Source organism: Pseudomonas sp. AM14(2022) (genome assembly GCF_036346455.1).
GTDB lineage: Bacteria > Pseudomonadota > Gammaproteobacteria > Pseudomonadales > Pseudomonadaceae > Aquipseudomonas > Aquipseudomonas putida_A.
Genome location: NZ_JAOTNY010000013.1, coordinates 19,122 through 40,445, shown reverse-complemented (window position 1 = coordinate 40,445; position 21,324 = coordinate 19,122). Strand labels below are relative to the sequence as shown.

The 21,324-nt window shown below is 61.4% G+C and carries 18 protein-coding genes and 1 other RNA gene; 1 reads left to right on the top strand and 18 read right to left on the bottom strand.

Annotated elements, in window-relative coordinates:
* The first annotated feature begins 13 nt into the window (after window positions 1-13).
* A complete protein-coding gene (locus V3W27_RS22475; RefSeq protein ID WP_330207585.1) occupies window positions 14-1,522 on the top strand; it encodes a sensor domain-containing diguanylate cyclase in 1,509 nt (502 codons plus the stop codon).
* A gap of 176 nt (window positions 1,523-1,698) precedes the next feature.
* On the opposite strand, the gene lpxC is transcribed toward V3W27_RS22475, so the two are convergent.
* The 18 genes from lpxC to rsmI all read right to left on the bottom strand — a co-directional run bounded on the left by lpxC (window position 1,699) and on the right by rsmI (window position 21,251).
* Window positions 1,699-2,610, bottom strand: coding sequence for a UDP-3-O-acyl-N-acetylglucosamine deacetylase (gene lpxC / locus V3W27_RS22470; protein WP_007961638.1), 912 nt, complete (start codon window positions 2,608-2,610; stop codon window positions 1,699-1,701).
* 112 nt (window positions 2,611-2,722) lie between these two features.
* Window positions 2,723-3,919, bottom strand: a complete 1,197-nt coding sequence (gene ftsZ / locus V3W27_RS22465) for a cell division protein FtsZ (protein ID WP_007961637.1) — start codon at window positions 3,917-3,919, stop codon at window positions 2,723-2,725.
* A 68-nt stretch (window positions 3,920-3,987) separates the two neighbouring features.
* Window positions 3,988-5,247 carry a cell division protein FtsA gene (gene ftsA / locus V3W27_RS22460; RefSeq protein ID WP_003228014.1) on the bottom strand — a complete coding sequence of 420 codons (1,260 nt, stop codon included), beginning with the start codon at window positions 5,245-5,247 and terminating at the stop codon, window positions 3,988-3,990.
* A gap of 15 nt (window positions 5,248-5,262) precedes the next feature.
* On the bottom strand, window positions 5,263-6,129 hold the full coding sequence (locus V3W27_RS22455) for a cell division protein FtsQ/DivIB (protein WP_007961636.1): 867 nt from the start codon (window positions 6,127-6,129) through the stop codon (window positions 5,263-5,265).
* Window positions 6,130-6,133: 4 nt separating this feature from the next.
* Complete coding sequence (locus V3W27_RS22450) at window positions 6,134-7,108, bottom strand: D-alanine--D-alanine ligase (RefSeq protein WP_027612179.1); 975 nt, start codon at window positions 7,106-7,108, stop codon at window positions 6,134-6,136.
* Window positions 7,105-8,565: a UDP-N-acetylmuramate--L-alanine ligase gene (gene murC, locus V3W27_RS22445; protein ID WP_007961634.1), complete on the bottom strand. Its 1,461-nt coding sequence runs from the start codon at window positions 8,563-8,565 to the stop codon at window positions 7,105-7,107. The genes V3W27_RS22450 and murC overlap by 4 nt, the downstream gene beginning before the upstream one ends.
* Window positions 8,558-9,628 carry an undecaprenyldiphospho-muramoylpentapeptide beta-N-acetylglucosaminyltransferase gene (gene murG / locus V3W27_RS22440; RefSeq protein WP_027612180.1) on the bottom strand — a complete coding sequence of 357 codons (1,071 nt, stop codon included), beginning with the start codon at window positions 9,626-9,628 and terminating at the stop codon, window positions 8,558-8,560. The genes murC and murG overlap by 8 nt, the downstream gene beginning before the upstream one ends.
* Window positions 9,618-10,835 carry a putative lipid II flippase FtsW gene (gene ftsW, locus V3W27_RS22435; RefSeq protein ID WP_003228018.1) on the bottom strand — a complete coding sequence of 406 codons (1,218 nt, stop codon included), beginning with the start codon at window positions 10,833-10,835 and terminating at the stop codon, window positions 9,618-9,620. Before ftsW ends, murG begins: the two co-directional genes overlap by 11 nt.
* Complete coding sequence (gene murD, locus V3W27_RS22430) at window positions 10,832-12,178, bottom strand: UDP-N-acetylmuramoyl-L-alanine--D-glutamate ligase (protein ID WP_007961632.1); 1,347 nt, start codon at window positions 12,176-12,178, stop codon at window positions 10,832-10,834. Before murD ends, ftsW begins: the two co-directional genes overlap by 4 nt.
* A gap of 5 nt (window positions 12,179-12,183) precedes the next feature.
* Window positions 12,184-13,266 carry a phospho-N-acetylmuramoyl-pentapeptide-transferase gene (gene mraY / locus V3W27_RS22425; protein ID WP_025109289.1) on the bottom strand — a complete coding sequence of 361 codons (1,083 nt, stop codon included), beginning with the start codon at window positions 13,264-13,266 and terminating at the stop codon, window positions 12,184-12,186.
* The gene (locus V3W27_RS22420; protein ID WP_135296532.1) at window positions 13,266-14,633 is read right to left on the bottom strand and encodes a UDP-N-acetylmuramoyl-tripeptide--D-alanyl-D-alanine ligase; all 1,368 of its coding nucleotides are present in this window, start codon (window positions 14,631-14,633) and stop codon (window positions 13,266-13,268) included. Before V3W27_RS22420 ends, mraY begins: the two co-directional genes overlap by 1 nt.
* The gene (locus V3W27_RS22415) at window positions 14,626-16,089 is read right to left on the bottom strand and encodes a UDP-N-acetylmuramoyl-L-alanyl-D-glutamate--2,6-diaminopimelate ligase (RefSeq protein ID WP_330207584.1); all 1,464 of its coding nucleotides are present in this window, start codon (window positions 16,087-16,089) and stop codon (window positions 14,626-14,628) included. Before V3W27_RS22415 ends, V3W27_RS22420 begins: the two co-directional genes overlap by 8 nt.
* The gene (locus tag V3W27_RS22410) at window positions 16,089-17,828 is read right to left on the bottom strand and encodes a peptidoglycan D,D-transpeptidase FtsI family protein (RefSeq protein ID WP_171061849.1); all 1,740 of its coding nucleotides are present in this window, start codon (window positions 17,826-17,828) and stop codon (window positions 16,089-16,091) included. Before V3W27_RS22410 ends, V3W27_RS22415 begins: the two co-directional genes overlap by 1 nt.
* Complete coding sequence (gene ftsL / locus V3W27_RS22405; protein WP_007961627.1) at window positions 17,828-18,121, bottom strand: cell division protein FtsL; 294 nt, start codon at window positions 18,119-18,121, stop codon at window positions 17,828-17,830. Before ftsL ends, V3W27_RS22410 begins: the two co-directional genes overlap by 1 nt.
* Window positions 18,118-19,065 (bottom strand): 16S rRNA (cytosine(1402)-N(4))-methyltransferase RsmH, encoded by a 948-nt coding sequence (rsmH, locus tag V3W27_RS22400; protein ID WP_027612185.1) that lies wholly within the window; start codon window positions 19,063-19,065, stop codon window positions 18,118-18,120. Before rsmH ends, ftsL begins: the two co-directional genes overlap by 4 nt.
* Window positions 19,062-19,517, bottom strand: coding sequence for a division/cell wall cluster transcriptional repressor MraZ (gene mraZ, locus V3W27_RS22395; RefSeq protein ID WP_003228026.1), 456 nt, complete (start codon window positions 19,515-19,517; stop codon window positions 19,062-19,064). The genes rsmH and mraZ overlap by 4 nt, the downstream gene beginning before the upstream one ends.
* Before the next feature lie 401 nt (window positions 19,518-19,918).
* Window positions 19,919-20,272, bottom strand: an RNA gene (gene rnpB / locus V3W27_RS22390) — RNase P RNA component class A.
* 73 nt (window positions 20,273-20,345) lie between these two features.
* Window positions 20,346-21,251 (bottom strand): 16S rRNA (cytidine(1402)-2'-O)-methyltransferase, encoded by a 906-nt coding sequence (gene rsmI / locus V3W27_RS22385; RefSeq protein ID WP_330207583.1) that lies wholly within the window; start codon window positions 21,249-21,251, stop codon window positions 20,346-20,348.
* Window positions 21,252-21,324 lie beyond the last annotated feature (73 nt).

The following is a 21,324-nucleotide window of genomic DNA, read 5'->3' as shown; positions in this document are numbered from 1 at the left end:
GACAGCCCCCATCATGATCGCGAGCCGTACCCCACCTCTGGCGGGCAAGACCGGACGCCCCGAATTGCTGCTGATCTGCGGCAGTTCGCTGACCGTGATCGCGATTCTGTGCATCGTCACTTTTCTGCTGATTCGTGAGCACGCCAACGCTCAGGAGTCGGCCACCCGCAGTGCCACCACCATCGCCCAGTTGATCGACGCCGACGTCCTGCGCACGGTCGAGCTGTACGACCTGACCTTGCAAGGCCTGATCGCCGCCGCCCAGCGCGACGACTTGCGCGACGTCACCCCGCAGATCCGCCATCTGGCACTGTTCGACCGCTCGACCACCGCACGCTTCAAGGGCGACATCCTGCTGCTCGACAAGCACGGCGATGTGGTCGCCGACTCATCACGCATCGAACCCAAACCGGGCAACTTCGCCGACCGCGATTACTTTCTCGCCCATGCCTTCAACCGTGACACTGGCATGTTCATCAGCCGCCCATTCAAGACCCGCTGCGATTGCGACGAAGCCAATCAGTGGCGCATCAGCTTCAGTCGGCGGATTTCTTCGGACACTGGAGAATTCGCCGGCGTGGCGGTGGCGTCGATGAAACTCGACTACTTCGATCAACTGTTCAACAGCCTCGACATCGGCAAGGACAGCACGCTGAACATCATCAACAGCGACGGCGTGCTGCTGGCGCAGAAGCCTTATCTGCAAAGCGACTCCATCGGCAAGAGTTTCGGCAACCGGCCCAACGTGGTGCGGATTCTAGGCGACAAGGACGGCAGTGGCAGTTTCACCAGCACTTCGAGCATGGATCATCAGCAACGGCTCTACACCTACTCGCGGGTCGGCAATCTGCCGTTGACCGTTATGGTCGCGCTGTCCAGTGATGAGGTGTTCGGCACTTGGCGCCGCACCGCGCTGTTGATCAGCGGCGCCACCGGCGTGCTGTGTGCCGGGCTGCTGTGGCTGACCTGGCTACTTGCCCGCGAACTGCGTTTGCGCCAGCGCGCCGAACGTGAACTGGCGCAACTGGCCGCCACCGATGCGCTGACCGGCGTGGCCAACCGGCGGATGCTCGATCAGGCGCTGCGCCACGAATGGTTCCGCGCCCAGCGTTCGGGCAAGCCGCTGTCGGTGATGATGATCGACGCCGATCACTTCAAGGCGTTCAACGACCGGCATGGGCATCAGGCGGGTGATCAGGCGCTGCGCGAACTGGCCAGGGTAATCACCGCGAACGTGCGACGACCGGGTGATCTGGTCGCCCGTTACGGTGGCGAAGAGTTCTCGGTGATCCTCGCTGAAACCGACAGCAGCGGCGCGCGACAGATTGCCGAACATATCCGCCAGGCGGTCGAGCAGATGCCGAGGGTCGACGGGGCCGAACGGCCGATGACGGTGAGTATTGGCATCGCGACGTGGCCGGCGGCGAGCGAGATGACGCTGGAGCAGTTGTTGTTTGCAGCGGACAAGGCGCTGTATCAGGCCAAGGAAGGTGGGCGTAACCGGATAGTAGTGGCTGGCTGATTTTTGCGGCGATTGAACTGGCCTCTTCGCGAGCAAGCCCGCTCCCACAGGGGAATGCATTCCAAAATGTGGGAGCGGGCTTGCTCGCGAAGAGGCCTGAACAGGCAACATCAAATTCAAGGCATAAAAAAAGGCCATCCGAGGATGGCCTTCAAAAAACTAGAGAGGTTTTTTACTTACACTGCCGCAACCGGGCGCATGTAAGAGATCGGTGCAGTGCTGGCGTCTTCGAACGTCACGACTTCCCACGCATCTGTCTGCTCAATCAACTTGCGCAGCAGCTGGTTGTTCAGTGCATGACCGGACTTGAAGCCTTTGAACTCACCAATCAGGCTGTTACCCAGCAGGTACAGGTCGCCAATCGCATCGAGGATCTTGTGCTTCACGAATTCGTCTTCGTAGCGAAGGCCGTCTTCGTTCAGTACACCATCGGAATCAACCACGATCGCGTTTTCAACGCTGCCGCCGAGTGCGAGGTTGTGCTTGCGCAGGTACTCGATGTCACTCATGAAACCGAAAGTACGGGCGCGGCTGACTTCTTTTACGAACGAAGTGCTGGAAAAATCCACGCTTGCACTTTGGGTGCGGTCCCGGAAAACCGGGTGATCGAAATCGATCTCGAAGCTCACCTTGAACCCTTCGAAAGGGACGAAAGTGGCGCGCTTGTCGCCGTCTTCCACTGTCACTTCACGCAGGATGCGGATGAATTTCTTGGCGGCGTCCTGCTCTTCCAGGCCAGCCGATTGAATCAGGAATACGAACGGTCCAGCGCTGCCATCCATGATCGGGACTTCGGACGCGGAGAGCTCGACGTAGGCGTTATCGATGCCCAGGCCAGCCATGGCCGAGAGCAAGTGCTCTACCGTGTCCACTTTGACGTCGCCGTTGATCAGCGTCGTCGACATAGTGGTTTCACCGACGTTTTCCGCGCGGGCAGGGATCTGCACCACAGGGTCGAGGTCAGCGCGACAAAACACAATGCCAGTGTCGACAGGCGCAGGCTTGAGGGTCAGGTAGACCTTCTCCCCGGAATGCAGGCCTACACCTGTGGCACGGATAATATTTTTCAGTGTGCGTTGTTTAATCATGGCTTGGGCCGCTTCAGCGCAAATTGCGAACTGGTATCAACAAAGGCTGGCGATAATAGCAGACCGAGCCTTTGCTGAACACCAATCACCGTCATAGCCCTGATACATTCCATCAATCGGCCTGACGACGCAGGAATGCCGGGATGTCCAGGTAATCCAGATCGTCCTGCGGGTTCATCTTCGCGGCAGTCGCAGCACCGGCCTGAGCCTGGTTGCGCATGACGGTCGGACGGTCCAGGTCACGGTAGTTCACCGCCGGAGCTTCCTGACGCGCAGGAGCCGGTTGTTGAACCTGAGCGGCAGCCATGGAGGTGTGAACGGTATTGTCGATGACCTTCACAGGCTTCTCGATTTTCGCGCCCAGACCGGTCGCAACCACGGTGACGTGCAGTTCGTCGCGCATGTCCGGATCGATAACGGTACCGACCTTGACCATCGCGTGCTCCGAAGCGAAGGCTTCGATGATGCTACCCACGTCGGAGTACTCACCCAGGGACAGGTCAGGACCGGCGGTGATGTTCACCAGGATGCCGCGTGCGCCTTGCAGGTTCACGTCTTCCAGCAGCGGGTTGCGGATGGCCGCTTCGGTCGCTTCACGTGCACGGTTCGGACCGCTGGCGCAGCCAGTGCCCATCATCGCCATGCCCATTTCGCTCATCACGGTACGCACGTCGGCGAAGTCGACGTTGATCATGCCCGGACGTTTGATGATGTCGGAGATACCGCGAACGGCACCGGCCAGTACGTCGTCAGCCTTGGCGAAAGCCGACAAGAGGCTTGCGTCTTTACCGAGGATGGTCAGCAGCTTCTCGTTAGGGATGGTGATCAACGAGTCGACGCTTTCGGAGAGCATGCGGATGCCTTCGTCGGCGATCTGCATACGCTTGCGGCCTTCGAACGGGAACGGACGGGTCACGACCGCAACAGTCAGGATGCCCATTTCCTTGGCCACTTCGGCGATGATCGGCGCAGCACCGGTACCGGTACCGCCGCCCATGCCAGTGGTGATGAACACCATGTTGGTGCCCTGCAGGACTTCGGCAATGCGCTCACGGTCTTCGAGAGCGGCCTGACGACCTACTTCAGGGTTGGCGCCAGCGCCCAGACCTTTGGTCACGCCGGTGCCCAGTTGCAGGATGGTACGCGCGCCGATGTTTTTCAGCGCTTGAGCATCAGTGTTGGCGCAGATGAATTCGACGCCTTCGATGTTGCTCTTGACCATGTGGTTGACAGCGTTGCCGCCGCCACCGCCAACACCGATAACTTTGATTACCGGGCTTGCGGGGATGTTGTCTACGAGTTCGAACATTTTCCCTCTCCTTACATTCTCTAGTTTTTTCGCCTACTGCATTTTTGTAACGGTGTTGCGGTAAAGCTTTAGAAGTTGCCTTGAACCCACTTCTTCAATCGGTCCAGCAACGGCGCCTGTGGCTCATCGTTGCTGTAGCTGTCGCGGCTGCCGATGCCCGAGAACGAGATCCCGTCGGACTGCTTCTGCAGGCCGTACATCAACAAGCCCACGCCAGTGGAATAAATCGGATTGCGCACCACGTCATCCAGGCCCTTCACGCCATGCGGCACGCCCAGGCGCACCGGCATGTGGAAGATTTCTTCGGCCAGTTCGGTGGCACCTTCCATCTTCGACGTACCGCCGGTCAGGACGATGCCCGCCGGGATCAGGTCTTCGTAGCCGCTGCGACGCAGCTCGGCCTGGATCAGGGTGAACAGTTCGTCGTAACGCGGCTCGACCACTTCGGCCAGGGCCTGACGCGACAGTTCGCGCGGTGGACGGTCGCCAACGCTCGGCACCTTGATGGTTTCGCCGGCACCGGCCAGTTTGGCCAGGGCGCAGGCGTAGCGGATCTTGATCTCTTCGGCGTACTGGGTCGGGGTGCGCAACGCCATGGCGATGTCGTTGGTCACCTGATCACCGGCAATCGGGATCACCGCGGTGTGGCGGATCGCGCCTTCGGTGAAGATCGCGATGTCGGTGGTGCCGCCGCCGATGTCGACCAGGCACACGCCCAGTTCTTTTTCGTCGTCGGTCAGTACCGAGTAGGCCGAGGCCAGTTGCTCGAGAATGATGTCGTCGATTTCCAGACCGCAGCGACGCACGCATTTTTCAATGTTCTGGGCAGCATTGACGGCGCAGGTGACCACGTGAACCTTGGCTTCCAGACGGACGCCGGACATGCCCAGAGGCTCGCGGACGCCTTCCTGGTTATCGATCACGTAATCCTGCGGCAGGGTGTGCAGCACGCGCTGGTCAGCCGGGATCGCCACGGCCTGGGCGGCGTCGAGTACGCGCTCCAGGTCAGCCGAGCTCACTTCGCGATCACGAATCGCCACGATGCCGTGGGAGTTCAGGCTGCGGATGTGATTGCCGGCCACGCCGACGAACGCCGAGTGAATGCGGCAGCCCGCCATCAGTTGGGCTTCTTCGATCGCGCGCTGGATCGATTGCACGGTGGACTCGATGTTCACCACCACGCCCTTCTTCAGGCCGCGGGACGGGTGAGTACCGATACCGACGATTTCCAGCGTGCCGTCGTCCGCGACCTCGCCTACCAGCGCCACCACCTTGGAGGTGCCGATATCCAGACCGACGATCATTTTGCCGCTTTGCACGTTTGCCATGGGTCCTGCCTCTTCTTAATTCTTTGCGACAGCGGGTTGGGCTGTCGTCGGCGCTACTGGTTCCCGCCAGCCAACAGCGAGGCCGTTGGCGTAGCGCAGATCGATGCGCGCAATGTTCGTAATCTGGTCTTTAAGCGTCTTGTCATAGATGGCAATGAAGCGGCGCATCTTTTCCACCAGGTTGCCGCGTCCCAGCAGCAACTCGATGCCGGGGCCGGAGCTGCCGGCACCGGTGGTCAGGAACCAGCTGCCACGTTCACGCAGTTCCAGGCGCGCGATCGAGAAGCCCAGCGGCCGGAGCATCTGGCTCAGCACCTGATACTGCTGCATCACTTGCTGCTGGGCCCGTTGTGGGCCGAACAGCTGTGGCAGGTGTTCGTAGTTCGCCAACTCCTTTGGCGTGAAGGCCTGACCCTGGTTGTTGAGCAGCGACTCGTCGCCCCAACGGGCCACCGGCAGTTGCTCTTCGAGGCGGATCACCACCTGATCCGGCCACACCCGGCGTACTTCGGCGTGGGCGATCCAGGGCATCTGCTCGAGCTCGGTACGCATACTGGCCAGATCAATGGTGAAGAAGCTCGACGCCACGTACGGGGCGATTCGCTGCTGCACCGCTTGCTGACTGATGTAGCTCAGGTCGCCCTGCACGGCGATCTTGGTGATTGGCCGGTCGGCATACGGCAGCAAACGCTGCGCGCCTTCGTAGGTACCGAAACCGAGCGCCACCAGCAGCACCGGCCAGAACAGGCTTTTCAGAAAGCCGAAATTGGCTTTCGGCAGGCGCGCGGACATCGGCTCTTTGGCCACCATTCGGCTGGCACCCCGCGGCACCGGCTTGCGGCCGGGTGCGGGTGGCTGATGTCTGAGATGAGCGCCTTGCATGGTCTTAACCTCGCGCCTCTGTGTTACCGGAGCCTTCAACACTGGCGGCCAGAATGGCCAGAACCAGTTGCTGGAAGTCCAGACCGGCAGCACGGGCCGCCATCGGCACCAGACTGTGATCGGTCATGCCCGGTGCGGTGTTCACTTCCAGGAACCAGAACTGTCCGTCGGCGTCCTGCATCACGTCCGCCCTGCCCCAACCGGCAATACCCAGCGCCTCACAGGCCTTGGCCGTGAGATCCATGAGTTCCTGCTCCTTGGCGGCATCCAGCCCGCACGGAATGCGGTACTGGGTATCGTTGGCGATGTACTTGGCGTCGTAGTCGTAGAACGTGTGCGGTGTACCCAGGGCGATAGGAGGCAACACCTGGTCACGCAGGGTGGCGATGGTGAACTCCGGACCTTGAATCCATTGTTCAACCAAGACTTGCGAATCGTAGGTACTGGCCGCTTTCCATGCGTCGATCAACTCGGACGCAGAACTCACTTTGGCCATCCCGATACTTGAACCTTCATGCGCCGGTTTGACGATCAAAGGGAAGCCCAGTTCCGTCGCCGCGGAAATACAATCGGCTTCGCTGCACAGCACGGCGTGACGCGGCGTCGGAATCCCCAGGCTGTGCCAGACCTGCTTGGTGCGCAGTTTGTCCATCGCCAGTGCCGAAGCGAGGATGCCGCTGCCGGTGTAAGGAATACCGGCGCATTCGAGCAGGCCCTGCATCGAGCCGTCTTCACCGCCACGACCGTGGAGAATGATGAACGCGCGGTCGATCTTTTCATTCAGCAGACGCTGCAGAAAATCCTCGCCGACGTCGATCCCGAACGCGTCCACGCCCGCGCTTTGCAGCGCGTCGAGCACAGCGTTACCGGATTTCAGCGAAACCTCACGCTCGGCACTCATGCCACCGAACAGCACGGCGACACGGCCGAAATCTTTCGGCGCGATGGTGGAGAACAGGTTGGCGTAGGCAGCAGTCATTTCAACTTCCCCTCGACCGACGCAGCCACGGCGCCGGCGAACAATTCACTTTTCAACAGCTTCGGCGCGAGACCGCCGATATCCCCGGCGCCCTGGCACAGCAGGATGTCGCCGGCACGCAGCAGCGGCTTGACCAGCGGCGCGAGGTCGACACCGCGCTCGATGTAGATCGGGTCGAGCTGACCGCGCTGACGGATGCTGTTGCACAGCTTGCGGCTGTCCGCGCCCGGGATCGGCTCTTCGCCGGCCGGATAGACTTCCATCAGCAGCAGCACGTTGGCATCGGCCAGTACATTGACGAAATCGTCGTACAGGTCGCGGGTGCGGCTGTAACGGTGCGGCTGGTAGACCATCACCAGACGGCGCTCCGGCCAGCCACCGCGCACGGCTTTGATCACGGCGGCGACTTCGGTCGGGTGGTGACCGTAGTCGTCGACCAGCATCACGTTACCGCCGTCCACCGGCAATTCGCCGTAGACCTGGAAGCGTCGGCCAACGCCCTGGAACCCGGACAGGCCCTGAACGATGGCTTCGTCACTGACGCCTTCGTCGGTGGCGATGCAGATGGTCGCCAGCGAGTTGAGCACGTTGTGGTTGCCCGGCATGTTCACGGACACGTCCAGCGGCTCGCGATCCGGGCGCAGCACGGTGAAGAAGGTCTGCATGCCCTGCTGACGCACATTGATGGCACGCACGTCGGCGTCTTCGCTGAAGCCGTAGGTCACGGTCGGACGCTTGACCAGCGGCAGGATTTCACGCACCACCGGATCGTCCAGGCACATCACCGCCAAACCGTAGAACGGCAGGTTGTGCAGGAACTCGACGAAGGTTTTCTTCAGTTTGTTGAAGTCACCGTCGTAGGTCGCCATGTGGTCGGCGTCGATGTTGGTCACCACCGCTACCAGCGGTTGCAGGTGCAGGAAACTGGCGTCGCTTTCGTCGGCTTCGGCGATCAGGTAGCGGCTGGTGCCGAGTTGGGCATTGGTGCCCGCGGCATTCAGACGGCCACCGATGACGAAGGTCGGGTCCAAACCACCAGCGGCGAACACCGAAGCGATCAGGCTGGTGGTGGTGGTTTTGCCGTGAGTACCGGCGACGGCGATGCCGTGGCGATAGCGCATCAGCTCGGCGAGCATCTCGGCACGCGGTACCACCGGGATTCGACGCTCAAGGGCGGTCGCCACTTCCGGGTTGGAGGTGTTCACAGCGCTGGAAACCACCAGCACATCGGCGGTCGCAGCGTTCTCGGCACGGTGGCCGATATAGATGTGCGCACCGAACGATTCCAGACGCTCGGTCACCGGCGAAGCCTTCAGGTCGGAACCGGACACTTCATAGCCCAGGTTCAGCAACACTTCAGCGATGCCGCACATGCCCACGCCGCCGATACCGACGAAGTGGATGCGACGGATGCGGCGCATTTCCGGTTGTGGCATGGCTTTCTGATTTTCAACCATGGGCCACCTCCAGGCAGGTATCGACCACGCTACGGGTGGCATCGGGTTTGGCCAGACGGCGGGCCGCTTGGGCCATTTCTTCGAGTCGTTGCGGTTGCATCAAGACCTCTGTCAGGCGCGCGGCAAGGTCCGCGGCACCAGTCGTTCTTTGCGGCATCACGAAGGCAGCGCCTTCACGGGCCAAATAATCGGCGTTGCGGGTCTGGTGATCGTCGATCGCGTGGGGCAAAGGCACCAGCATCGAGGGCAGACCAACGGCAGCCAGCTCACTGATGGTCAGCGCGCCAGCGCGGCACACCACCAGGTCAGCCCAGCCATAGGCCTGGGCCATGTCTTTGATGAACGGCTGCACCTGCGCATCCACGCCGGCGGCGCGGTAGCGCTCTGCAGTCACTTCATCGTGGTTTTTGCCGGCCTGATGAAACACTTCCGGACGCAAATCGGCAGGGACTTGCGCCAAGGCTTCAGGCAGCAACTTGTTCAACGGTTCTGCGCCCAGGCTTCCGCCGAGGATCAGCAAACGCGCTTTGCGCCCGGCCAGAGCCGGTCGCGATGTTTCGAGGAACAGCTCGCTGCGCACCGGGTTTCCGGTGGTACGGCGGGTGTCCGACAGAGTAAAGGTGTCGGGGAACGCTTCACACACCCGGGCGGCGAACGGCACCAGCAACCGATTGGCGGTGCCGGCCACGGCGTTCTGCTCGTGAACGATCACCGGCACACCGGCCAGTTTCGCGGCAATCCCGCCAGGCCCGGTCACATAACCACCGAAGCCGACCACGCAGACTGGACGCAACTTGCGAATCACCGCCCGCGCCTGCCACACCGACTTGAGCAACATGAACGGTGCCTTGAGCAGCGACAGCTTGCCCTTGCCACGCAACCCGGTGGCATTGATGCGGTGCAGTTCCAGACCTGCAGCCGGCACCAGTTCGTTTTCGATTCCGCGTGGCGTGCCGAGCCAGTGCACGGTGTAGCCGCGCGCCTGGAATTCGCGGGCACAGGACAGCGCCGGGAACACATGGCCGCCGGTGCCGCCGGCCATGATCAATACGTTAGCGCCCATGGTTCGGCTCCTCGGCGAAGTCGCTCTCATGGAACTCCATCTCTTCACTGCCCAAGTGGGTCCGACTCTCCCACTCGATCCTCAGCAACAAGCCGAGGCAGGCGCAGCAGATCACCAGGGAACTGCCGCCATAACTGAGGAACGGCAGGGTCAGGCCCTTGGTCGGCAGCAGACCGACGTTCACCCCGATGTTGATCAGGAACTGACCGATCCACAGGAACGACAGACCGTAAGCCACATAAGCGGCGAAGAACTGCTTGGCTTTTTCGGCCCACAGACCGATGTACATGCCGCGAATACAGACGAAGACGAACAGCGCGACAGTGCACAGCGAACCGACGGCGCCCAGTTCTTCGGCAAGTACGGAGAACACGAAGTCGGTGTGCGCTTCAGGCAGGTAGAACTGTTTCTGCACGCTGTTGCCCAGGCCGACGCCCAGCCATTCACCGCGACCGAAGGCAATCAACGCCTGCGACAACTGATAACCGGCGCCGAACTGGTCGGCCCACGGGTCGGCGAAGTTAGTCAGACGCGCCATCCGGTAGGGCTGCATCTGAATCAGCAAGACCACGGCCCCGACTGCCAGCACCACCATCAGCGAGAAGCGGAACAGCCCGACTCCGCCGAGGAACAGCATCGCCGCCGCAGCCCCCATCATTACCACGGTGGCACCGAAGTCCGGCTCCATCAGCAACAGACCCGCCATCGGCAGCAGCACGATGAACGGCTTGAAGAAGCCCATCCAGCTCTCGCGCACTTCTTTCTGCCGACGCACCAGATAACCGGCGAGATAGATCACCACAAACACCTTGGCAATCTCGGACGGCTGCACGTTGAAGAAGCTGAAACCGATCCAGCGCATCGACCCGTTCACTTCACGGCCGATCCCCGGGACGATCACCATTACCAGCAGACCGAATGCGCCGATCAGCATCATCCAGCCCAGACGCTGCCAGGTGGCAATCGGAATCATCATGGTGATGATGCACGCGCCGAGGCCTAGCGCCACGTAGATCAGGTGGCGAATCATGTAATACAGCGCGCTGCCCGACTGCGCCGCCGCCACTTCGGTGGAGGCCGAGGCGATCATGATCAGGCCCAGGCCCAGCAGCGCCAGGCAACCGGCGAGCATCGGGAAGTCGAGGTCGATGCCACGGCCGGTGATGATCGGCGACGGGTACGGCTTGATGATATTGCGCAGGCTCATGCCAGATCCTCCACGGCGCGGACGAACTGGTGACCACGGTCTTCGTAATTCTTGAACATGTCGAAACTTGCGCAGGCGGGCGACAGCAGCACCACGTCACCCGGCTGGGCGACCGCGCGGCATTGCGCGACGGCGTCGACCAGCGAGGTCGCGCGAATCAGCGGCACGGCATCGCCGATAGCCTCGCCGATCTTGTCGGAGTCGCGGCCCATCAGGATCACGGCGCGGCAGTTGGCCGCCACCGGATCGCGCAGGTCGTTGAACTCGGCGCCTTTGCCGTCGCCACCGGCGATCAGCACGACCTTGCCGTCGATGTCCGCACCCAGGCCTTCGATGGCAGCCAGAGCGGCGCCGACGTTGGTGGCCTTGGAATCGTTGTAGTAACCGACGCCGTCGAGATCACGCAGCCACTGGCAGCGGTGTTCGAGGCCGGTGAAGTTACGCAGGGCATCAAGCATGGCGTCGAACGGCAAGCCGACCGCATGGCCGAGCGCCAGCGCCGCGAGGGCGTTGGCCTGGTTATGCGCGCCGCGCACTTTCAGTTCGCGCACCGGCATCAGGTTCTGGAATTCGAAGGCCAGGTATTTCTCGCCGTCTTCTTCGCGCAGGCCGAAGGCCTTGAAATCCGGTTTGTTCAGGCCGAAGGTCCAGCAAGGCTGGCCTTCGCCGATCAGCGGACGGCTGAGTGCATCCTGACGGTTGACCACGAACTGCTTCGCACCACGGAAGATCCGGTGCTTGGCCAGGTGATACGCCGGCAGGCCGCTGTAGCGGTCCATGTGGTCTTCGCTGATGTTGAGCACGGTGGCCACTTCAGCGTTGAGCTGGTCGGTGGTTTCCAGCTGGAAGCTCGACAGCTCCATCACGTACAGCTCGACGTCATCGCTGAGCAATTCCAGCGCTGGCGTACCGAGGTTGCCGCCGACCGCGACGCGTTTGCCGGCCGCAGCCGCCATCTCGCCGACCAGAGTGGTGACGGTGCTTTTCGCGTTGGAACCGGTGATGGCCACGATCGGCGCCCGCGCGTTACGCGCGAACAGCTCGATATCGCCGGCCATTTTCACGCCACGGGCGGCAGCGGCTTGCAGGGCCGGGGTCGCCAGCGCCAGGCCAGGGCTCACGTAGAGCTCGTCGGCACGGCAAAGGAATTCGACGTCCAGCTCGCCACAACGCACTTCCACGTGCGGATAGTCACGCTTGAGCGTGGCCAGTTCCGGTGGATTGTCCCGCGTATCGGCGACGGCAAACGACACGCCCCGGTTCGCCAGGAAGCGAACCAGGGACATGCCGCTCTTGCCGAGGCCGACAACGATGCGGAAGTGGTCAGAAGCGATCAGAGACACTCGTTCTACCTCAGCTTCAGGGTGGCAAGGCCGATCAACACGAGAATCACGGTGATGATCCAGAAACGGACGATCACGCGTGGCTCGGGCCAGCCCTTGAGTTCAAAGTGGTGGTGAATCGGTGCCATGCGGAACACACGGCGACCGGTCAGCTTGAAAGAGGCAACCTGGATAACCACCGACAGGGTTTCCATCACGAACACGCCGCCCATGATGAACAGGACGATTTCCTGACGGACGATCACTGCGATGGTGCCCAGTGCCGCGCCCAGTGCCAGAGCACCGACATCGCCCATGAACACTTGCGCCGGGTAAGTGTTGAACCAGAGGAATCCGAGGCCGGCACCGATCAGTGCGCCGCAGAACACGATCAGTTCGCCCGCACCCGGCACGTAAGGGATCAGCAGGTATTCAGCGAATTTCACGTTACCCGACAGGTAGCAGAAGATCCCCAGACCGCCGCCGACCATCACGGTTGGCATGATCGCCAGACCGTCGAGACCGTCAGTCAGGTTGACCGCGTTGCTTGAGCCGACGATCACGAAGTAGGTCAGCACGATGAACCCGGCGCCCAGCGGAATGCTGTAGTCCTTGAGCATCGGCAGGATCAGCGTGGTTTCCACCGGCGTGGTGGCGGTCATATAAAGGAAGATCGCCGCGCCCAGACCGAACACCGACTGCCAGAAATACTTCCAGCGGCTTGGCAAGCCACGGGAGTTCTTCTCGATCACTTTGCGGTAGTCGTCGACCCAGCCGATGGCACCGAACAGCAGCGTCACCAGCAGAACGACCCACACGTAGCGGTTGCTCAGGTCAGCCCATAGCAGGGTGCTGACACCGATGGAAGACAAAATCAGTGCGCCACCCATGGTTGGCGTACCCGACTTGGACAGGTGCGATTGCGGGCCGTCATTACGAACGGACTGGCCGATCTGACGGTTCTGCAGGGTGCGGATCATCCACGGGCCATAGCACAGCGACAAAACCAGCGCGGTCAGCACACCGAGGATCCCGCGCAGGGTCAGGTACTGGAAGACCGCGAAGCCTTTGTAGAACTGTTGCAGATACTCCGCTAGCAGCAGCAGCATTAATGTTTCTCCAGACTGGACCCGCACAGAGCCGCAACGATGTTTTCCATCGCTGCACTGCGCGAACCCTTGATCAAAATGGTGGTGTTTGTGTCCTGCTCGGCGTCGAGGGCCTGGATCAGTTCGGCTTGCGTGCCGAAGTGATGCGCCTCTTTGCCGAATGCGTTCACGGCGTGGACCATGTTCGGCCCGACCGCGTAAAGCGCGGAAACCTTGCCCCGGGCATATTCGCCCACGTCGCGGTGCCCCTGCTCCGCCCAGTCGCCCAACTCGCCGATATCTCCGAGCACCAGGACGGTGCGGCCGGAAAAGCCGGCGAGTATATCAACGGCAGCGCACATGGAGGTGGGGTTTGCGTTGTAAGTGTCATCGATCACGCGCATACCGTTCTTCGCCAGTTGCGCGACGGTGCGACCCTTGACCGGTTGTACCGCGCCAAGCCCGGTGGCAATGCCGAACAGCGACACGCCCAAGGCGTGAGCGGCAGCGGCGGCAGCCATGGCGTTGGCCACGTTATGGGTGCCGAGCAGGTTCAGTTGAACGTGCTCCACACCTTCAGGTGTATGCAGGTTGAAGGCGGGGCAGCCCCGGGCATCAGTGCTCAGGTCGCTGGCGTAGAAATCTGCCTGAGGATTGTTCAGGGAGAAGGTCAGCACCTTGCGTGCGCCGGCGCGGAGCTTCCAGATGCCAAAGGCCTTGTCATCGAGGTTGAGCACGGCGACGCCATCCGCTGCCAGCCCGTCGATGATCTCGCCTTTGGCTTCGACGATTTTTTCCGGCCCGCCGAACTCGCCAACGTGAGCGGTACCGGCGTTGTTGAGGATCGCCACGTGTGGCTTGGTCAGCCCGACGGTGTAGGCGATTTCGCCCAGACGCGAAGCGCCCAGTTCGATTACGGCGGCGGTGTGTTCCGGGGCCAGTTCGAGCAGGGTCAGCGGTGCGCCGAGATCATTGTTCAGATTGCCGCGCGTCGCCAGCACCGGACCGCGGGTACGCAGGATGCTCGCGAGCATTTCCTTGACCGTGGTCTTGCCGCTGGAGCCAGTGATGGCCGCGACTGGCTGGGTGAATGCGGCACGGTTCAGCGCACCCAATTGGCCGAGGGCCTGGCGGGTGTCCTTGACCAGCAGTTGCGGCAAGGTGCTGTCGACGACTTCGCGCTCGACCAGTGCCGCCACCGCGCCTTTGCCGGCGACGTCATTCAGATAGTCGTGACCATCGAAGCGCGGGCCAGTCAGGGCAATAAACAGTTGGCCAGCGGTGATCGCACGGCTGTCGATGCTGACGCCATCGAAACTGGCATCGCTGCTGATCAGACGGGCGTCGAGCACGTTGGTCAGTTCGCTCAATGTCAGGGCCTTAAGCATGGGCCACCTCCCACGCGGTGAGGGCATGATCGGCCTCGACCAGATCGGAGAAAGCGTGCCGCTCGCCGTTGATTTCCTGATAGTCCTCGTGACCTTTACCGGCCAGCACGATCACGTCATCCGCCGAAGCACCGGCGATCAGCTGGGTGATCGCCTGACCACGGCCGGCGACGAAAGTAACTTTATCCACAGCGCTGAAACCGGCGCGGATGTCGTCGAAAATCTGCGCCGGGTCTTCCGTACGCGGGTTGTCATCGGTGACCAGTACACGATCAGCCAGACGCTCGACCACTTCGGCCATCAGCGGACGCTTGCCGCGATCACGATCACCGCCACAGCCGAACAGGCACAGCAACTGGCCTTTGACGTGTGGGCGCAATGCAGTCAGAACTTTTTCCAGCGCATCCGGGGTGTGGGCGTAATCGACCACCACCAGCGGCTGAGTGCCGCCACCCAGACGCTGCATGCGTCCGGCCGGGCCTTCGAGTTTCGGCAGCACCTTGAGAATTTCGTCGAGCGCGTAATCCAGACCGAGCAAGGCGCCGACTGCCGCCAGTACGTTGCTCAGGTTGAAACGACCGAGCAGCGTGCTGCGCAGATGATGTTCGCCCTGCGGCGTGACCAGCGTGGCGCGTACGCCGTGGTCATCGAACTGCGCTTCACGGCAGAACAGGTAGGCGCTGCTGTCGAGCAGGCTGTAAGTGATCAGGCGCGAATCGCGTTTTTCGGCGGCCAGTTGCCGACCGAAATCGTCGTCGAGGTTGACCACGCGGCACTTCAGGTCATTCCAGGCGAACAGCTTGGCCTTGGCCTCGGCATACGCCTCCATGGTGCCGTGATAATCCAGGTGATCGCGGGACAGGTTGGTCATCACCGCGACGTCGAACGCCAATGCGGTAACGCGGCCCTGGTCCAGACCGTGTGACGAGACTTCCATGGCCACGGCTTTGGCCCCGGCCTTTTTCAGGTCGCCAAGAGTTGCTTGCACGGCAATCGGATTCGGCGTGGTGTGCAGACCACTTTCCAGCGCGCCATAGAAGCCGGAGCCCAGCGTACCGACGATGCCGCAGTGCTGACCGAGCAGATCCAGTGCCTGCGCGACCAGTTGGGTCACGCTGGTCTTGCCGTTGGTGCCAGTGACCCCGACCAGGTTCAGGTGATGGCTCGGTTCGCCATAAAAGCGCCCGGCGATGTCGGACAGCTGCGCCGCCAGGCCTTTGACCGGAATCAACGGCACTTCGGTGATCGGCAGCACGGTGGCGCCTTCCACTTCATAGGCAACCGCCGCCGCGCCGCGCTGCAAGGCATCGGCGATGTGCGCACGGCCATCGAACTTGCCGCCCGGCACGGCGAGGAACAGGTCACCCGCGCGTACGTTGCGGCTGTCCAGCGCCAATTCACGGATCAACAGATCGTGGCCGGCGTGGGGGAATATCTTGTTCAGACTCAGAGACATCAGCCGCGCCCTCCATTGGCTTTCAGCGGAACGACCGGGGTAGCGTTGGCCTGTTGGGTGGTCGGCAGGTTGTCCGGGGTCACGTTCATCAGACGCAGGGTGCCGGACATCACACGGCTGAACACCGGCGCCGACACCAGACCACCGAAGTAACCGGCCTTGGACGGTTCATCGATCACCACCACGATGGCGTAACGCGGATCGCTCATCGGGCCGAAACCGGCAAACAGCGAACGGTACGAGTTTTCGGCGTAGCCCTTGGTGCCCACCGACGTTTTACGTGCAGTACCCGACTTGCCGGCCACGTGATACGCCGGCACCTGCGCACGGAACACGCCGCGCGGTGCTTCAATCACTTGCTGCAGCATGCCTTGCATGGTTTTCGCGACCGCTTCCGGCAGTACCTGGGTGGTCTGCGGCGGCTTGTCGGTTTTGATCAGGGTCAGCGGTGCGAGACGACCGTTGTTGGCTAGCGCCGAGAACGCGTGCACCAACTGGATCGCGGTCACGGAAATACCGTAGCCGTAAGACAGCGTCGCGGTTTCAGCCTTGCGCCATTCACGGTAATTCGGCAGGTTGCCGACGCGCTCGCCCGGGAAGCCGAGGCCGGTGTCCTGGCCGAGGCCGACTTTCTGCGCGAGGCGGAAAATGGTTTCACCACCAATATCGAACGCGACCTTACTCATGCCGACGTTACTGGAGTTGATCAGGATGCCGGTCAAATCGAGTACCGGACCTTCGGTCTTCGACACGTCCTTGATGGTGTACTTGCCGATCTGCAGGGAGCCCGGGTACACCTCGACGGTGTCGCTCGGTTTCCAGCGGCCGGTTTCGATCGCGGCACTCATCGAGATCGCTTTCATGGTCGAACCCGGTTCGAACACGTCGATCATCGCGCGGTTACGCATCATCGCCGGCTGCAGGTTGCGACGGTTGTTCGGGTTGTAGGTCGGCTGGTTGACCATGGCGAGAATCTCGCCGGTCTTCACGTCCATGATCACCAGGCTACCCGCCTTGGCGCCGTTCTCGATAATCGCGTTCCGCAGCTCGCGGTTGGCCAGGTATTGCAGACGCAGGTCAATCGACAACGCCAAGGGCTTGCCGGCCTTGGCGTTCTTGGTGACCTGGACATCCTTGATCAGCCGACCGCGCCGATCCTTGATGACCTGCCGCTTGCCCGGGACACCGGCCAGCCACTCGTCGTAGGCCAGCTCGACGCCTTCACGCCCGTGATCGTCAATGTCGGTAAAGCCGACCATGTGCGCGGTAACTTCACCGGCCGGATAGAAGCGGCGGAATTCTTCGATGCCGTAAACGCCCGGCACTTTCAGATCGAGAACAGCCTGGCCCTGCTCGGGGGTCAGCCCGCGCACCAGATAAATGAATTCTTTGTTGGCCTGAGCTTCGAGACGTTCGGCCAGGGCTTTCGGATCCTGCCCCAGCGCAGCGGCCAGCGCCGGCCACTTCTCTTTGGCCGTCTGCATTTCCTTGGCGTTGGCCCACAGCGTAGTTACCGGGGTACTCACGGCCAGAGGTTCGCCATTGCGGTCGGTGATCAGACCACGGTGAGCAGGAATAGGAATATGACGCAGGCTGCGCGCATCGCCCTGACCTTTGAGGAAGTCACGGTCAACCACTTGCAGGTCGATGATGCGCCAGCAGATCGCCGCAACCATCACGCCGAGCAGTGCCACCATCAAGCGGAAGCGCCACGGGAAGAGTGCCCCTTCGAGTTTCATCATGGCGCCACCATCTTCACGTCAGCCGCGCCAGGGATGTGCATTTTCAGTTGTTCGGTGGCCAGCACTTCGATGCGGCTGTGCGCAGTCCAGGTGCTTTGCTCGAGAATCAGGCGCCCCCACTCGGCCTGCGCCTTGTCGCGCACGCTGAGTTCGTTATAAAGATTGTTGAGCAACTGCCGGTTCCAGTGCGCGCTGTAAGACACGCCGATGGCCGACACGAGCACGCCGATAAACAGCAGCAGCATGATAAAGCTGCCGCCCGGCAGGGGCTTGGCGAAAAGCTTGCTCACCGCAACTTCTCCGCGACACGCATGACAGCGCTACGGGAACGTGGGTTGGCTTTGAGTTCGGCGTCGGAGGCCGTCTGCGCTTTGCCGTGGATTTTGATTTTCGGTTCGAACGCCACGTGGCGCACGGGCAGGTTGCGTGGCAGGTTGTCAGCTTCGCCTTTCACCAGCTTGCGCATGAACAGTTTGACGATGCGGTCTTCCAGCGAGTGGAAGCTGATGACCACCAGACGGCCACCGATCTCCAGAGCATCCAGTGCTGCTTCGAGGCCGGCTTCCAGATCGCCCAGTTCGTTGTTGACGTGAATGCGCAAACCCTGGAATGCACGGGTCGCCGGGTTCTTGCCCTTCTCCCACGCCGGGTTGGCGACTTTCAAGACTTCGGCCAGATCAGCGGTGCGCTCGAACGGCTTGATGTCGCGGCGCTCGGCCACGGCACGGGCCATGCGCCCGGAGAAACGTTCTTCGCCGTATTCCTTGAACACCCGGGCGATTTCTTCCACCGGCGCGGTGTTGACGAACTCGGCGGCGCTGATGCCACGGGACGGATCCATGCGCATGTCCAGCGGGCCGTCGTTAAGGAAACTGAAGCCGCGCTCGGCGTCATCCAGCTGCGGCGAAGACACGCCGAGATCGAGCAGGATACCGCTGACCTTGCCGCTCAGACCTCGCTCGGCAACTACCGAACCCAGCTCGGCAAAGCTGCGCTGCACAACGACAAAGCGGCCGTCTTCGGCCGCTAGCGTTTGCCCGGTGGCAATCGCTTGTGGATCTTTGTCGAACCCGATGAGTCGACCGTCCGTCCCGAGCTGGCTGAGGATCAGCCGACTGTGCCCGCCGCGCCCGAACGTACCGTCCAGATAGCAGCCATCAGGACGTACGGCGAGAGCCTCGACGGCTTCGTCAAGCAGTACGGTGATGTGGTTAAAGCCGCTATCAATAGTCACAGGATCAAATCACGCAGTTCATCAGGCATGGCGCCCGGTTGTTGAATAGCAGCAAGGTCAGCGGCAGACACCGCGTTCCATGCATCCTCGTCCCACAATTGGAACTTGTTCAGTTGGCCCACCAGCATCGCTTTCTTATCAAGCTTGGCGTATTCGCGCAGACGCGGTGGAACCAGAAAACGACCACTGCCGTCGAGTTCGAGGTCGACGGCATTACCAATCAATAAACGCTGCAGGCGACGGTTCTCTTCGCGAAGCGAAGGGAGTGCGCGCAACTTGGTTTCAATGATTTCCCACTCGTCGAGCGGGTAGACACACAGGCACGGATCAACGGCATCAATGGTCACGATCAATTGGCCGGAACTACGCGAAACGAGCTCGTCACGGTACCGGCTCGGCATGGCGAGACGGCCCTTTGCATCGAGACTGATAGCGTTAGCTCCGCGAAACACGTCAGCGTTTCTCCAATTTTTATCGTTTTGAGCTCAAAAAACCCACTTCATGCCACTTTCCGCCACTTGCGCACACTATAGGAATGCGCCCACCACACCGTCAAGGCGCGGATCAAAGGAAAACCCTTACAGAACGGAGATTTAGGAGCTTAAAAGGAGGGGTAACGACAAATTGGCGGACACTTTTGACCAATAACTTGATGCAGCACTGAAAGCTGCGCTCGGAAGTTAAAGTAATTTGTTAAGAGTAAGATTTTTTCGGTATTACAAAAGCGCTTCTGCTGTTGATTGAAGCAAGGTGGGAAATGGCTATTACTGCATTTGCCGCTGCCGGACTTTAGCGCAGGCCTGCCGATAATAACCAGCCCTGATGCCATTGATTCAAGCAGGGAAAGAAAAAGGTGGAGAGTCGATCTGTAAGCCGGGTTCTGTCTTGAACAGTCATTCGTCTACGATGGCCATCACTGGACATCTTTAGCAACCTACCCGGTCCCAGCGCGGGCCACGCCTTGGGACCCTATTTGGTCTTGCTCCAAGTGGGGTTTACCTAGCCACGAACTGTTGCCAGACGTGCGGTGCGCTCTTACCGCACCTTTTCACCCTTACCGGCGCCGAAGCGCTTAGGCGGTTATTTTCTGTGGCACTTTCCGTAGGCTCACGCCTCCCAGGCATTACCTGGCACTTCGCCCTATGGAGCCCGGACTTTCCTCCCCCCCCTAATTTTCATAGAGGGCAGCGACTGTCCGATCGACTCTCCGCCGCGCAGGTTAACGGCAGAGCGCCCGAAGAACAAGCGCTAATAGCCGTGAAACCCGTCTGCGCGACGGGTTACTCGCCCTTCTGCTGTTCCAGTGCGACCTGATACAGCACGTTTTTGCGCTCGCCGGTGATTTGCGCGGCCAGAGCGGCGGCACGCTTGAGCGGCATCTCTTCGAGCAACAGATTGAGCACGCGCATCGCTTCGCTGCTGACCGCATCTTCAGACTCCGGTGCAGACCAGCCTGCGACCAGCACTACAAACTCGCCGCGCTGCTGGTTGCTGTCGGACTCGACAAATGCACGCAGCTCAGCCAGCGGCAAGCCTTTGAGCGTCTCGAAGGTTTTGGTGATTTCCCGGGCCAGCAACGCCTGACGCTCGCCACCGAACACCGCTTCCATGTCCTGCAGGCATTCGAGAATGCGATGCGGGGCCTCGTAGAAAATCAGCGTGCGCGGCTCTTCCTTGACCGCTTCCAGGCGCGCCTTGCGCCCTGCCGACTTGGCCGGCAGGAAGCCTTCGAAGATGAATCGGTCGGAGGGCAGGCCCGCCGCCGACAGCGCCGCGATCAACGCACAGGCGCCCGGCACCGGCACCACATTGATCCCCGCCGCCCGTGCCTGACGCACCAGGTGATAACCCGGATCGGAAATCAGCGGCGTCCCGGCATCGGAAATCAGCGCGACGTTATCGCCCGCCAGCAAACGGGTAATAAAGCGGCTACCTTCATCACGTTCGTTGTGTTCGTGGCAGGCGGCCAACGGCGTGGCAATGCCGAAGTGCTGCATCAACCGCGCCGAGTGCCGCGTGTCTTCGGCGGCGATCAGTGCAACCTCGCGAAGGATTTTCAGAGCCCGGGCGCTGATGTCGTCCAGGTTGCCGATGGGCGTCGCCACCACATAAAGCGAGCCAGCAGCGGAATTCAAAGGACCTGGAGCAGTCAAAGCGCACACCTCGTGTTCGGTAAAAGCCGGCATTGTAACGCGTCACGAGGCTTGCGAACCGTATGAGCCGAGCACGGTTTTGCAAGCCGTTGTGCGCCGCTGCAAC